The 15986-nt window shown below is 45.7% G+C and carries 8 protein-coding genes; 4 read left to right on the plus strand and 4 right to left on the minus strand.

What is annotated here, in order from left to right; genetic code table 11:
* Window positions 1-154: 154 nt before the first annotated feature.
* Window positions 155-535 carry a hypothetical protein gene (locus tag EXU85_RS19860; RefSeq protein ID WP_210422390.1) on the plus strand — a complete coding sequence of 127 codons (381 nt, stop codon included), beginning with the start codon at window positions 155-157 and terminating at the stop codon, window positions 533-535.
* A gap of 773 nt (window positions 536-1308) precedes the next feature.
* A complete protein-coding gene (locus tag EXU85_RS19865; RefSeq protein ID WP_142773756.1) occupies window positions 1309-5235 on the plus strand; it encodes a PAS domain S-box protein in 3927 nt (1308 codons plus the stop codon).
* 109 nt (window positions 5236-5344) lie between these two features.
* Here the strand turns inward: EXU85_RS19865 and EXU85_RS19870 are convergent, their stop codons facing one another.
* The 3 genes from EXU85_RS19870 to EXU85_RS19880 all read right to left on the minus strand — a co-directional run bounded on the left by EXU85_RS19870 (window position 5345) and on the right by EXU85_RS19880 (window position 7617).
* A complete protein-coding gene (locus EXU85_RS19870) occupies window positions 5345-5833 on the minus strand; it encodes a DsrE family protein (RefSeq protein ID WP_246859166.1) in 489 nt (162 codons plus the stop codon).
* Window positions 5820-5993, minus strand: a complete 174-nt coding sequence (locus tag EXU85_RS19875; RefSeq protein ID WP_142773757.1) for a DUF1059 domain-containing protein — start codon at window positions 5991-5993, stop codon at window positions 5820-5822. The genes EXU85_RS19870 and EXU85_RS19875 overlap by 14 nt, the downstream gene beginning before the upstream one ends.
* Window positions 5994-6129: 136 nt before the next feature.
* Window positions 6130-7617: a capsule assembly Wzi family protein gene (locus EXU85_RS19880; RefSeq protein WP_142773758.1), complete on the minus strand. Its 1488-nt coding sequence runs from the start codon at window positions 7615-7617 to the stop codon at window positions 6130-6132.
* 392 nt (window positions 7618-8009) lie between these two features.
* On the opposite strand from EXU85_RS19880, the gene EXU85_RS19885 reads away from it, so the two are divergent.
* Window positions 8010-10985 carry a DUF2723 domain-containing protein gene (locus EXU85_RS19885; RefSeq protein ID WP_142773759.1) on the plus strand — a complete coding sequence of 992 codons (2976 nt, stop codon included), beginning with the start codon at window positions 8010-8012 and terminating at the stop codon, window positions 10983-10985.
* 189 nt (window positions 10986-11174) lie between these two features.
* Here EXU85_RS19885 and EXU85_RS19890 read toward each other — a convergent pair whose 3' ends face one another.
* Entirely contained in the window at window positions 11175-13415 is a 2241-nt protein-coding gene (locus EXU85_RS19890) for a hypothetical protein (RefSeq protein WP_246859167.1), read from the minus strand.
* Between the two features lie 491 nt (window positions 13416-13906).
* Here EXU85_RS19890 and EXU85_RS19895 point away from each other — a divergent pair, with 491 nt between their 5' ends.
* Window positions 13907-15844, plus strand: coding sequence for a hypothetical protein (locus tag EXU85_RS19895; protein ID WP_142773760.1), 1938 nt, complete (start codon window positions 13907-13909; stop codon window positions 15842-15844).
* Window positions 15845-15986 lie beyond the last annotated feature (142 nt).

Genomic DNA, 15986 nt, shown 5'->3' on the forward strand with positions numbered 1-15986 from the left:
ACCGTTTCGTACTATTTAAATCCTTATTGGTTCAAATAATCCGTTTTAGGTAAATCCAACTAAACAATATCTACGTATAGTGACTTTTATGAATATGTACTATTAGATTGGTTGGAATTCAGGTCAGTCATACAATTAATAAAACTCAACCACCATGATCACACAAACAAATGTCAGACTTCTAAAAGAGTACATTAAGACACTCGTGGCCACAGACGTAGAATTCCCTGGAATCTCTCCGCGTAGCTGGGGTAATGAGTTTAGTCGAACAGAACTGACAGCTATTTATTTCACCCTCAAATTTGTCATCAAGTCGGCAAATCCCAAAACACAGGTCCCCCTAATGCTGGCTTTCAAAAACGTACACCACCCTGGCATGAACATGCACTGGTTCTTGTGTGATTTCAGTCCGGAAATCATCCCCCTATTGACTAAACATAACGCATCCGAAATTCAGTATCCATCAACAAAAACTCCCAAAACACCTCAGGGTTTAGATCTGGCTCTGTTAACTTTGGTCAATGAAGCCGCTTAATGCATCAAACTAGTCAACTAATTAGTAGACGCACTAACAGTATTGAAAAACAAAACTACCCGAGTATTTAAATACAAGTACGACTTATAAACTAACATAAAGCAGCCCCTTCTAGTACGATGGGGCTGCTTTGGTGTTTTAGTGGCTTTCGGGAGAAAGTTCTACTGTTCCGGATAGATAGCGAAAAGCATTTTCGGAAACAATATAGATACATATATCAACAAATGAAAACATGGTAATTGCTAGACTAGTTGTTAATAAAAAAACGCTGACCCCACTGAAGTCCGCGTTTCCGATTCTATCCACACCAGCCAAACACCCGCAGGCGAATGGCCCTCAATTCGTTAATTATAGCAGTACAATTACCCAGACAGTTGTGGCAACCAAGACAATGAGTGTGCAAAGTATATAGTTTAAAATGGCTGAATGGTAATTACGGGTATTCATGATATACAAGTTACGGGGGTACGGTTTATTCATTAGATACAGATTGTCAGAATAGGCACAAAATATCTATTAAAAGGTAGTTTATTCAGATTTCTAGAGAAGCGGTTTTCGTCAGAGCGATTGGACAAAATTTCAACTTCGTTAAACCCGCTCAGGAAAAACTAACTCAAACTGCTTCTCAAGGCCACTTATTAAGAATATAGCAGTACGATAAATTAAAAAAAATCAATTTTGAACCCTTTTTTGTTACCAAATAATAAATATCGACAATAACTTAAAAATGAATCCGGTACTTTAAAATCCCGTATACTTAGCTTGTGAAATTTATGTTTTCTCCTCCTAATGAGAGTAAGCGATTAGAAGCGTTACAGCGTTACCAGATTCTGGACACCTTGCCTGATAAAGCATTTGACAGGCTAACAGAACTGGCATCGTTGATTTGTGAAGTACCCATTTCGTTGGTAACGTTGCTCGACGATCAGCGGCAATGGTTCAAGTCTAAGGTAGGAATTGATGTAGATGAAACCAGCCGTGATGTTGCCTTTTGCCGGTATGCAATTTTGGATAGCACCCACTTTGAGGTAGAAGATGCTACACAGGACACTCGCTTCAAGGAAAACCCATTCGTCACATCCGATCCTCACGTCCGATTTTATGCTGGTTATCCCCTGACTGATCCCGATGGTTATGCGTTAGGGACGCTTTGTGTACTTGATAGCTCCCCCAGAAAACTTACCGAAAGCCAGCAAAAAGCGTTACAACTACTGGCCGACATGGCCATTGCCCTCATTGTTGAACACCGACAAAAACAGGAGCTTATTTACTTTGAGAATCTTTTTACGCTCTCCAATGATTTGATCTTTGTAGCCGGTGCCGACGGTTATTTAAAAAAAATGAACCCAGCCTTTCAGCAGGTACTGGGCTGGGATGAATCCTTTTTACTAACAACTCCTTTTTTCGATCTGGTACACCCAGATGAACGGCTGGCTACTGAACAGGAAATCAGCCAATTGGTTACAGGTAACCTGACCATCAATTTCACCCATCGGTTCCGTTGCAAAAATGGAACATACCGCCATCTCCAATGGGTAGCTACGCCCGAGCCTGCCACGGGCTATCTGTTTGCCGTTGCCCGGGATGTTACCGACGAAAAACAGAGGGAGTTTCAACTGTATCAGTCTGAAAATAGATTCCGCTCTTTCTTCGAAAATTCGCAGGGACTCATGTGTATACATGACCTGGAGGGTACACTTATAACTGTGAACGCAGCTGGCGCTCAGGCACTAGGCTATCTGCCCGAAGAACTGATTGGCCGTCGTTTGAGAGATATAGTTCCCCAGGAGCAACATGCAGGGTTCGACGCTTATCTGGAAACCATTCGTAAAACCGGTAGAGCCAGCGGGATTATGCATACGCTCCATAAAAATGGCTCACTTCATATCTGGCTCTTTACCAATATTCTGGAAAATGATCTGAATGGCGATCCATTCATTATCGGAAATGCCATTGATATTACTCGGCGGCATCAATTGGAAGCCGATTTGAAATGGACTAAGCAAATGTTGGAGCAAACCAACGAGGTAGCCAGAATCGGTACATGGGAAGCAGACTTTATCAAAGAAACCATGTACTGGTCGACTGTTACGAAACTGATTCATGAAGTACCCAATGACTTTACGCCACAGCTGGATACAGGCCACACCTTCTTTAGAGGAAAAAACTATGACCTAATTGTCGAGTCTGTCAATCGGGCAATCACCGAAGGGATTCCATTTGATATTGAATTGCAGATCGTTACGGCGGCAGAGCGGGAAGTGTGGGTTCGCGTGCTCGGTACACCTGAATTAAAGGAGGGAGCTTACAAACGGTTGTATGGTACGTTCCAGGATATTGATGAGAAGAAAAAAGCAGAACAGGCCTTAGTCAACGAAAAACTACGACTGGCCGCTTTTGTCGAGCATGCCCCGGCAGCTGTAGCTATGTTCGACCGGAACGTTACCTATCTGGCAGTAAGTAATCGCTGGATGGAGGATTATCATTTAGCAGGGAGTGTTATTGGCTTATCGCATTTTGATGTATTTCCAAATCTATCCGATACCTGGAAAGCCGTCTTTGACCGTTGCATTAACGGAGCCGTAGAGAAAAACGATGAATACGTTAGGCGGCCCGAAGGGTGGGATCACGATCAATACATATGCTGGGAAATCAGACCTTGGTACCAGTTCGATGGGTCGATTGGAGGTATTATGATGTTTACTCAGGATATTACAGAATCCTGTCTGCAACGGGAAGAATTGAAAAAAGCAAAGTTACAGGCGGAACAAGCCAGTGTTGCCAAATCTGAATTTCTGGCTAATATGAGTCATGAAATCAGAACCCCGCTCAATGGGGTAATTGGCTTTACCGACCTGGTTCTTAAAACATCCCTGAATGAAACCCAGCATCAATATCTGTCCATTGTCGATCAATCGGCGAATGCACTGTTAAGCATTATCAATGATATTCTGGACTTTTCTAAAATTGAAGCGGGTAAACTGGAGCTGGCCATTGAGAAAGTAGATGTATACGAAATCAGTAGCCAGGCGGCAGGCATTATTACCTATCAAGCCCAGAATAAAGGACTTGAGATGTTGCTTAATCTACCTGCCGATCTGCCGCGCTTTATTTATATAGATTCCGTTCGCTTAAAACAGATTCTGGTTAACCTGCTTGGGAACGCGGTCAAATTCACCGAGAAAGGAGAAATCGAGCTAAAAATAAAACCACTAACCGACCCTGAACAGGACTGCGTTACCTACCGCTTTGAGGTGAGAGATACCGGGATAGGTATTAAACCGGAGATGCAGGAGCGCATTTTTGACGCTTTTTCTCAGGAAGATGCCTCAACAACGAAAAAGTATGGGGGAACCGGCCTCGGACTAACCATCTCCAACAAATTACTTGGTTTGATGGGCAGCCGTCTGGAGTTAGTCAGTAAGCCAGGAGAAGGTAGCTGTTTTTCATTCGATGTACAACTTAAAACGGAAGTAGGCGACCCCATTAACTGGCAGGATATCAGTCTGATCAAAAACGTATTGATTGTGGATGACAATGAAAACAACCGTCTGATTTTGCGGCAAATGTTTTTATTAAAACAGATTATTGTTGATGAAGCCCGCAATGGATTTGAAGCTCTCCAGTTATTAGCCCAGAATAAGCAATACGATGTGATTATAATGGATTACCACATGCCGTATATGGATGGCTTGGAAACAATTGAGAAAATCAGAGCTAACTTCTCCTCGCCTACCGATACGCAAGCCATTATTCTTCTGCATAGTTCGTCGGATGATGAACGGCTCATCAAAGCGAGTGAGTCATTGTCCATCAACCAGCGCTTGGTGAAGCCAGTTAAAATGACTGAATTGTTCCGCGCCTTATCCCGCCTGGGTCAACAGAACGACCAACCGGTACTCGTGGAGGCAGCTAGTCAGCAGGTCGACGTTGGCAACCAGCCCGTTAAATTGTTGCTGGTTGAGGATAATAAAGTGAATCAGTTGCTGGCTAGAACGTATGTAGGCAAACTAATTCCGAATGCCCAGATTATGGAAGCTTACAATGGTCAGGAAGCAATAGACATGTATAAGCAGTTGCTTCCTGACTTGATCCTGATGGATATTCAAATGCCTGTTATGAATGGGTATGAAGCCACGCAACGTATCCGGGAGCTGGAACAGGGGCGCCGTATTCCAATCATTGCCTTAACGGCAGGTACGGTGAAAGGGGAGCGAGAAAAGTGCCTGGCCGCCGGTATGGATGATTTTGTCACGAAACCCATTGTGGAAGCATCTATGGCTGCGCTGTTTCAGAAATGGCTGGGAACGCTAGCTACAGACACACCCGCTCCTCTTAAAACGCAGGAAGTTCAGGATCACTTTAACCTTGATGTGTTAAAAAATATTGCAGGACAGGATCTTGACTTTATCAGCAGTCTAATGGAAGCCGCTGAAAGTGAGTTAACAAATTCATTGTCTGTTCTGGCAAAAGAGGCAGAAGCCAGCCATCTGGCCGGCTTACAGGCTGCTGGGCACAAGCTTCGTGGAACCGCATTGAGCGCTGGTATGCCTACATTAGCCCAACTGGCCTATAAATTGGAACACCTGGACCATTTTGAGGCTGGTTTAGTGCGTGAATTACTGGATCATACTCAATCGGAAATTAAACTTGTCATTTCTCTGATGGCTGATACGTTGAAAGCGACCGCGGCCATGTAGGTAAATTAAGCAGTATACTATATGACTTCTTCAGAGTCACATGTTTATAGAAAGACCATAGTTGCTATAAACATCTGCCCTTGAAGAAGTCATACAGGTCGGCGCAGCTTCAATACGTAAACATCCGATCACTGTCAGTAGCCAACCGTACCAATATAGTAGGCATAGCAAATTCAGCTGGTTTTCCAGTAATATCGGCATCAGTCAGGCCTCGTGCTTTTGACGACATCCCCGACATATAAAATCGGCCGCCCGCTTTTGAAATGGCGTCAAAGTGGTCGCGGAGTTTACCCGTACCCAAGCCAACCACCTTGTCTAACTCACTGTCTTTAAGTAGTGTAACGGCGTCACCGGCCAAAAACAGCGCGACGGTATGTCCTTCCTCTAAGGCAGTTTTTGCTACCAGAAAACCCAAAGCAGCCTTCGTAGGATTATCTGGACCGCACGTGATATGAATTAAGAATTTCATCTTTTTAGCTGCTGTAGTTGTTGATAGTTGCGCATGGGTTGTTGCACTCATACATACGACCCATAAAAAGGTGAGCAGAAGGCGTTTCGTTAGCATTGTCTGATTGGTGAACTGATTAAGCCGCTTCATGAATCAATGGTTTAATCTGCTCCGCCATTTCTGGTGTAACCAACACCTGATGGACTTCCTGTGCATGTTGCGCAGCTAATTGAAGAACTTCGGTTTCACTTTCGGCCTGAATAATGCCTGGGCAGTCGAACCCAACGTCTTTGCAGCGTAATTCTTTCATAGTAATAGGAGTTTTAGCGAATTGGTACCTTAAAGGTATTACGGCCAAAACAGCTCGAAGAAAAGACTATGTGTACGACGAGGATTGCTTTATATGCGGTGGCTTTGGTCCTATAAGTGGCATACGCAGTGGCAGTTTATTGATGCCAAACCGCCTTCCGAAGCCCAAGGTATCCCCCAACTGTATTGGTATATAGTTGCCCAACATCAGCAGCAACAGATGCGGTAAGGGCCATTCCTCCCAGCCAGGGTAGCGGAACGCCGATCTGGACGATCGATGAAAACTGCCTGGGTGAACCCGGAAAAGAAGCTGTAAATGAACCCATATTTCGGCTGTACGACACTTTGGCTATCAAGCTCATCCGACGCGCGACCGTTGCCCGCATACCTACGTGTGCCATCTGGACGCGATTGTTGTTGACTGTCAAACCAGAAATAGGCTGGTATTCAGGCTTAACATCCTGATTTAACGTAAGGAAGGGCGTACCCAGAATATGACTTTTATACGCCCAGCCCTCCTGGTATTGTCCATTATTAAAATAATTATCATTTCCCGACAGGCCATTCCAGGGTTCAAAGATTGAGCCGCTCTGGTTCAACGTCGATAGAAATTCAAGCAACAAATCATCGATATGAAAACCAGATGAACCATGCCTCAGCGGTCGGATTCGCAGACCAGTGAGGCCATCGGGTGTATTCTTAAAAAACATACCCGACGCATCGTCATAACTATGCTGGTGATAGAGCATTAGCGTAGCCGATGGTAGTCTTACTTCAAATCCAAAATCAATACTACCAACATGATTGCCATATAGATTGGTATAATCAAAGGATGTGATGCGCGGGTTGTTAAGGCCATCTGTCCGAATGGCAAAGAATACATTTGGGAAATCCCGCAATTGTCCGGGAAGTTGCCCATCAACGGCGTAGTGATAATCCAGATAATCGGAATGGCCACCCCATTGAACATTGTGATTAATACCCGCGTAGACTCGCACGGCAGATGCTGGTTTACCAACCCGGAATATGACCGATTTCTGGTGCAGAAATGAATGCTGCATGTAATCGGTATTCGCAAACCAGCCGTGGGCAATAAATGCGTTAATAGCCAACCACTGCCTGCGCCCCAACGGAGCAAATCCTTTTGTACCGAATTGAACTTTAGGAATTGGCAACGCATTCCCCGACCAGGAATAAGAGCCGGACGTAAGGGTTGTATCGACCAGACCGATAACTTCCCTTCTTCGACCAATCACAAGCTGAATTTGTCGATGGGCTAGTTTTACATAGTATTCCGGGACAAGTAGTTGATTTTCTTTCCCCCCGTTACCCACGGCCTCGGCCGCATAACTCAGTACCCAGGCTCGGGCCGGCGTCTTTCGTGCTTTGGGGCCAGTAGTATCCGTTAGTGATACGGAGCCTGTGACGCCAACTCGTAGGCTCCCAATCGGCGAAACGTACGGAACGGTGCCAAATTGATTGGCGCGCAGCCAGAACGGCGTACGTTCTGTAGTAGATACCATACCTGCCACTTCGACATAGGCCTGATAAACACTTCTCTGTTGGGCGTATAAGGGAATACAAACAATACGAATTAGCAGGACAACTAAGGATAACTGTTTCATAGGCAGGAGAATGGCAGGACAACGTAGTCAAATATCTGCTTTTATGATTACATGTTATATCATCACTGATCAGAATAGGCCTTATTCTCTCTTACTAGTTAAACCTTTTTAGTAAACGGCAACTCAAGCCCTATAAATTGAACGTCTACAAGGGCCTACCCTTATCTGATGTCGCAGAACCCTTCATTAGTGTACCAGATGAGGATGCTACATAGCTCTGTTCTGCCACTCGCCCGAAAGCGTAGCGCATGGCGGCCATTAAAATGTTAAATAACTGTAATTCAATCCCTTATTAACATTTCTTAACAGAATACCCAGCACGAGAAAACGTGTTCTACCTGTAGTTTTGGCGCGTTCTTACACAAATACATATCGCTAAAATCTATACGTCTATGTTGTCATTTCAACGACTCAACAACCTGGTTGGCTGGCTCATTTTTGCCGTTGCCCTCCTCACCTACGCCACAACCGTGGAACGAACAGCCAGTTTCTGGGACTGTGGTGAATTTATTGCTTCTTCATTCAAACTCCAGATTCCTCACCCACCCGGCGCACCCTTATTCCTGTTACTGGGTCGAATCTTCTCGATGTTATCACTAGGCGACCTGACGCGCGTAGCCTATTGGGTCAATATGGGATCTGTACTGGCCAGCGCCTTCACCATTCTTTTCCTGTTCTGGACGATTACCTTACTGACCCGAAAGTTGTTGATTAATCGAACTGCCAGCCAATCCGAACAGGCATATACGCTCTCAGATAGTATACTTATTATAGGTACAGGTGCCGTTGGTGCGCTGGCCTATACATTCTCAGACACCTTCTGGTTTTCGGCCGTTGAAGCAGAAGTATACGGTATGTCGTCGTTCTTCACGGCAATTGTGTTGTGGGCGGCCTTTAAATGGGAGCGTATTACGGATGATGCAGCCGCAAACAGATGGCTTATTTTGATCGCTTATCTAATTGGTCTGTCCATCGGCGTTCACTTACTTAATCTGGTCATTGTACCTGTACTGGCGCTTATTTACTACGTTAAAAAGTACCCTCAACCAACTTTTTGGGGTGGTACTGCTGCCCTGGGCATTGGCCTAGTCATACTAGGTGTAATCAATGCGTCGATACCGGGTTTGCCAGGTATGGCTTTCTTTGTTGAACGGCTGTTTGTCAATTCACTCGGGCTTCCCTTTAATTCAGGTGTGATTTTCTTTACAGTGGTTCTTCTGGGAGCACTCGCCTATGGTATCATCTGGTCAATCCGCAACCAGCGAAGCCAGCTCAATACGTCTTTACTCGCTCTGGCGTTCCTGCTCATTGGCTACGCTTCCTACATGCAGGTACTCGTCCGGGCTAACTTTAATCCGCCTATTAATGAAAACAACCCTGATGATGTACTGAACTTTCGGTCTTATCAAAATAGGGAACAATACGGAAGCCGCTCACTGCTCTTTGGTCCGGTGTTTACGGCACGGCCCATTGATCAGAAAAGGGGAGCACCCATGTGGAAAAAACAGGGTGATAAGTACGTCATCTTCGACTATCAACCTGACTATATCTACGCACCCGGTGATGAAATGCTATTTCCGCGCCTATATAGTAGTCAACTTAATCACCCTCAGTTGTACCGCCAGATGCTGGGACTGGCAGAAGGCCAGAAGCCAACCATGGGCGATAACCTCCGGTTTTTGTTTACCTATCAGCTGAACCATATGTGGTGGCGCTACCTGATGTGGAATTTTGCCGGACGAGACAGTGATGAAGAGGGGGCCGGTTATCTGTTACCCTGGTCTGATAATCAGGCTATGCCCGACTTATTAAAAGCCAATAAAGCGCACGACAACTTTTATATGCTCCCTTTCCTGCTCGGGCTTTTGGGTATGCTCTTTCAATATATGCGCCGTCGTCACGACTTTCTGATCATCGGCTTGTTATTTCTGATAACCGGTATTGGCCTGCAAGTTTTCCTCAACTCCCCTCCCTCCGAACCGCGTGAACGTGATTATATATACGTCGGATCGTTCTATTTCTTTGCCATCTGGCTTGGCCTGGGCGTGCTTGGTCTTGTCGAAGCCTTGAGAGCTTTCTTTATCAAGTTTAAATCGGTTACGTTCCGTACAGAATTTGTTCTTGGCGCATGCCTCCTGGTGCCGGTCATGATGTGCGTTAAAAGCTGGGACAATCATAACCGGGATCACCGCTTTCACTCGGTCGACTTTGCGAAGAACATGCTCAATTCGTGCGCACCAAATGCCATCCTTTTTACCGAAGGCGATAACGATACGTTCCCACTCTGGTATGTCCAGGAAGTGGAAAGCTTTCGGCGCGATGTTCGCGTTTGTAATCTGAGTCTGCTCGGTACGGAATGGTACATTCAGCAGATGAAACGCAAGACCTATGAATCGGATGCGGTCCCGATGTCGTTGGAATTCGATCAGTTCAACCGGGGCAAAAACGATATCATACCTTTTTACGAGGTAGATGGGGTGAAGCATGGGATTGATCTAAAACAGTATATCAGTCTGATTAAGACGAGCAACCCAGCCATTCAGGTGCCCCTCACCACAGGAGAGATGACGAATATTTTACCATCCTCTGTTGTGTTTCTACCCATAGATAAAAAAGCGGTGGATCAGGCCAACTTTGTTCCGCCTTCGCTCCGGCCACTCCTGAAAGATACCTTACAGTGGACGCTTGGCAAGAAGGATCTCTTTAAACCTGATCTGATCATGCTCGACATGATTGCCACCAACAACTGGCAACGGCCAATCTATTTTTCGAGTACGCTGGCCAATGATCATTACCTCAACCTGAAAAATTATATGCAACTGGAAGGGTATAGTTACCGCCTGATGCCGGTGGCAATACCAGGCGCCACGGATGGGTACGTCAACACGGAAATTATGTATACCAACATGATGAAGAAAACGTTCTGGCGGGAGTTTGACAACCCAGACGTCTACTACGACGATACCTATAAAGGCCCTCCTGTTATATCAGCTCGACTAGCCTTTTTCCGGCTAGCCGATCAACTGGTTCGGGAAGGGAAAACTGACAAAGCCAGGCAGGTGCTCGATTACTCCCTTAAGGTCATGCCGGATAAGAGCATCCCCTACGACCAGATCTCGTCCAACTACGTCCGGTTTCTGTTTGCGGTGAACGAGTCAAAAAAGGCGCTAACCATTGCCGATACGATGGTCACACGTGCCGACCAGAACCTAAATTTTGCCCGGACTAGTCCGGGGCGATTTGGCAGCCCGAATGCAGACCTTTATGTACTGCAAACCATCGTGGAAGCCTGTAAGGAAGCCAACCAACCAGCAGCAGCGGCCCGCTATGAGGCCATTTTCCAGAAGCATCTAACTACTTTTGGCTGATACGGCTCGCCCCAACACCTACACCAAGTAGGTACAAAAAAGCAGCCCCGACAATTACGACGGGGCTGCTTGCATAGGTTGGTTAGAAAAGGATATGCTACATATCCAATCAACCACAGTACGTAGCTAATCATCAAACCGTTGCGTCATACCAACGAATGAACACTGGCTGACATCGATCGGCGGAATCTACCGTTTATTTTTTATAGCCGGACGAAGTCGATTTTCCAACTGTTGGATGCGTCGGTTTTGTCGATCGAGTTGTTCAGTCTTTTGCCGATCTGCCTTTTTCAGATCAAGCAGATACAGCGTCAGTTCCTCCACTTTCTCCAGTAGCGAACTCGCTAATGTACCCATATCCATGCCGTCACGAACAACCTCATCTGCCGATGGAATACCGGGTAAATGGCCATGCTGACGAATGTAAGTAGCTACTGATTCCAGTGGTCGTAACGAATAATCAGCAACAAAAACTTTATCACTCCATTCATTAGCATTGTTGATGCGCAGTTTATACCGGGCTTTAATCACATCTCCCTGCTCATTAACGGTCAGGAACTGATCAGTTGTGTAGGCGGTAGGGCTACTGGCTGTTAGCTGGGTTAATCGAACCCCACTAGCATCTGGTGTTTCGCCAACAACTTCCAGACGAGCCATTGGCGATGACGTACCAATACCTACGTTGGCGTTGTTACCCAATACCACCGCATTACTTACCCCTACCCTGGCCCCTGATCCAATAGCCGTAGCATGGGTTAAATTCTGAGCCAATACATCGGCCCCCGTACCTAAGAGCATATTGTGCGACCCTTTGTCGAGCAGGCCGGAATTATATCCAAGGTAGACATTGTCATTACCATCCGAACTCGCAGGTCCAGCTCCGTTCCCAATGATCGTGTTGTGGCTACCGGTAGCATTACTACGTCCAGACCCAACACCCATGAATGTATTGCCTTTTCCAGTTGTGGTTGTAGACCCTGCCTGGTAACCAACAAATGTATTGGAATCTGCTACGGCATTATAACCAGCCTGGTAGCCTAAATAAGTACTTTTTTGCCCGGTAAGGTTGGCAAATCCTGCTTTTGAACCCAGCATGACATTGGCATCACTATTGGTATTGAAACCAGCACTATCGCCAATAATAACATTCTTATTGGCCGTTATAATTTTACTGGCCGCCCGAAGCCCAACCGATACATTGCTCGATCCTGTTGTGTTTCTAAGACCATTGGAGGTACCAATAAACGTGTTTCCCGAACCCGTTGTGTTAAATGAGCCTGTATTACCCCCCAAAAAGGCATTACTGCTTCCGGTTGTGTTCTCATAACCTGCAGAGCTGCCAATAAAGGTGTTCGTTGAACCCATTGTGTTAGTATAACCAGCGTTGCTGCCAATAAATGCGTTTTGAGCACCCGTACTATTAGCCTGACCCGCATACGACCCGATAAAGGCATTAAAGCTCCCCGTATTATTTGCCTGACCCGCATTAACACCAACCAGTGTATTCCCAGAGCCTGTCGTGTTTGCATAGCCAGCATTGCTTCCCAAAAACGTACTTCCCGCCCCTGTGGTATTCGCATACCCAGCTGCGTTGCCGACAAACGTATTGGTTGCTCCCGTTGTGTTACTGTAGCCCGCGTTATACCCTAAAAATGCATTCTGATAACCGGTCGTTGTATTATTCCCCGCAAAAGTACCAATGAAGGCATTTTGATAGCCTGTTGAATTCAGGATTCCGGCACTCCCTCCCACAAATGTATTATTGGCCCCGGTAGTAGTTGCTTGTCCGGCTAAACTACCCATAAAGGTATTTCCAGATCCCGTTGTACTGTTATAACCAGCCCGGTACCCTACATACGCATTACTTGAACCAGCCGCGTTAGAATAGCCAGCTTCGCTCCCAATAAAGGTATTATAGTAGCCCGTATTGTTTAAGTAACCCGCATTGTTCCCAATGAAGGCGTTGTTATAGCCAATCGTGTTCGATCGGCCGGCTCCATTGCCAATAAACGCGTTGAAACTAGCTGTAGTGGTCGAAAATCCTGACTCAAACCCAATAAACGTATTCCGATTACCGGTGGTTACTCCCTGCCCAGACAACGAACCCAGGAAGGTATTGTAATTACCTGTAATGCCGGATATACCCGCGTGATGCCCTATAAATGTGTTATCCACCCCCATGGTATTAAACTTACCGGCCCCCTTACCTAAAAAGGTATTCTCATAACCAGAGCTGTTTGATAACCCCGCCTGAAAGCCATAAAAAGAGTTGAAATAGCCAGTTAGTGTACCATTTCCGGCAGAGGGCCCAACAATTGTATTATACGTTCCCGGCGATGATGCATTCGGGGAACTGGTCACGTAATTTGTTTGGGCCAGTAGCAGTTTAGTTGTGCTGAAAAACAGCGCTATGAGTACGATTATACGCATACAAAAAAGATAAAGCTTGCTGAGTAGATATAATTTTAGCTGGGCAAAGAGTTAATAGATATAAACACATCATGTTACCTCAACAGGACAATAGCAAACATCTAGCCAAAATATGTTTTATATTTTCCCGAACATGAACAAATAGAAGTTCATTTAGATGATAATATTAACAATTAACCAAACCAGGCCGTATCCCAGTAAGCATACTGGGTAATTTAGACGACTTACCGAAAAATTCCTGATGAGGCTAAAGCGGCCGAAGAAGTAAACTGGTGTAGTAATATGCGGACAGTACGGCTACGGTCACAAATATTTTGTGCACTATACTACCAAAAAATCAACTTAGGCAGGCTTTTTGTGCATATAATTTCAAATTGGTTGCCTTGCGCAAAAACATACCACCGTCTATTCACCATTTAACACAAAAAGCATAGTTAATCCATGAATCCACCGCTATAGACGTACTTATTTAGTAAACCACTTTATGTCTTATGCCATACGACACCTACGCAACAGCCTCGAATGCTGATTTTACGCTCAATCCAGCAGTTCCACCCGAGACCTACGCAACAGCTTCAAATGCTGATTTTACGCCTAACCCAAATGTAAGTGTACAGATGGTTGTAGCGAATCCTCAATTATTTACCCCAGCTGTAGAGTGGAATAATGGCAAAGCCCGTATTGTGAATACTGTACAGCTAAACATTGGAGGTGGCGAATCAGCCTATTACTTCATTGGTGGAATGCCAGCCCTAACCAGTTTGCCGACTACTTATGATTTTAATCCTGGGGATAGCATATCTATTATACTGGCAATTGCGCAAACGCCGAATGGGCCTTATCACTGGAATAGGAAAGCGTTTGTACAGCTTATGCTGGGTACAGACCCTTTGCCTACGTATCAGCCAGCCCTTCCTTATAGAGTAACTCGCCCACCCTGGCTTGCACCCACCGATATTTGGGTAGCAAGGGGCATGAAAGATGCCCCAACGATGTCATTACCGGATAACCGGATTTTTACCATTGTCAAAAAAAGAACAGATATAACCTCTGAAAGCGTCGTTACACTTAGGCGAGGGGGCGTCCTGGCCGTAATGGATAATGACTCCCCAGCTAATCAGCGCATTAACTGGTCGCATAGTCGGGATCTTGCCGTACCTGGCGCTCCCCCTGCCAATACAGGTGATGGATATGGAGGCCAAAATTTGACAAATAATGACATTATCAAGGCCAGCAATGTAATTCCATGCGCCTTGTTTGAAGCCAATGAGTTTCAGGAGGGCCTTTATGGGGTACCTGACTTTTCTCCTCAGTATTTTCAGTGGTACGCAGCACGTCTGAAAAAATATGCCGACCCCCTGGGAAATCCGTTGGGTTTGCCCTTTCGGGATTTTGGAACCTATGGAGGGAATGGCAACTACAACGGCGACCCCTGGAATTATCAGGTAGAGGGTGGAGGCAATAAAATGCCGAATGATCCGGTATTTAAAACCAAGATCAGTTCTGTTGATGCGGCACGTCAGACCTGTAGTTATTTTTTTCCACTGGCTGGGCTTGAGGCAATGGGCGTAGGTGCTATTATAAAGCACTATTCCGATCAGCCCGATTATGCCAGCCGATATTACAACAAAGCCTTTGCCGCCGAAGTAATGGCCAAAGGTATAAATGACACGCCTGCTGGAATTGCCCCCGCCCAATTAGCGTATTTAGACTGGGGGAAAGTTGAAGGACTGGGTACCGAAAATGGCAGCTTACACAATGGCTACTACTTCACGCGTAACGTAGGCAATCTGGGCACGCTTAAGACTGACAAGCACCCGCAGGTTGATTATGACTGGCAGGTAGGTAATATCTTTGGTATTGCCTTTTGCCGTACCATTGGCTATATCGTTTTTGATGAGCGAAGCCAGTACGATCAGTTTGGAACCAATCCCAATGAAGTGAAGGCCCGAGATCCGGACACGAGCCCGTCTTCATGGCAATGGCAACCAAATGGGGCTGGCGTTCCAGCTCCAATAACGTCAGCAGGCTATCCAACGGAACCCTGTCGCTGGCATGATGCTGGTTTTGAAGCAGCCTATTATTACTCTCAGTGTGGCAGAACGGAGGGGACGTCCTGGCAATATTGTCGATACCAATTCAAACAATCAGGAATTTGGGTAGAGCCCCAAACCGACGGCACCACTATTCTGGAACATGCATCGGCATTTGACGGACCCTATGCAACTGATCCTACTTCCCGACGTGGTCGCCCTGATGCTATGTTCCGAATAAAAGACAATGCGGTGGATGTTTGGGCATTTGATCCTAGCCGAGGCAAAAACAGCTATGAAACCATTATTCTTAACCCAGTACCTAATGTCCAGATTGAAGTAAACCTACAAGGCAGCAAACTGGCCTTATTTAATACAGTCCAGTTTTTCTTCTGAAAGGGCATTTTTCTGGAATACCCACTAACCAAGTTGACTTTACAAGTAACAGTCAATATGAACCTGTTTAAACTTTATTTTTTATATCTCCAATGCGCTTTAGTTTAACCGCAGAGAGCGCTGAGTTTGCTGACTGAATTTC

Origin of the sequence: Spirosoma sp. KCTC 42546 (assembly GCF_006965485.1) — a bacterium.
Taxonomy (GTDB): domain Bacteria; phylum Bacteroidota; class Bacteroidia; order Cytophagales; family Spirosomataceae; genus Spirosoma.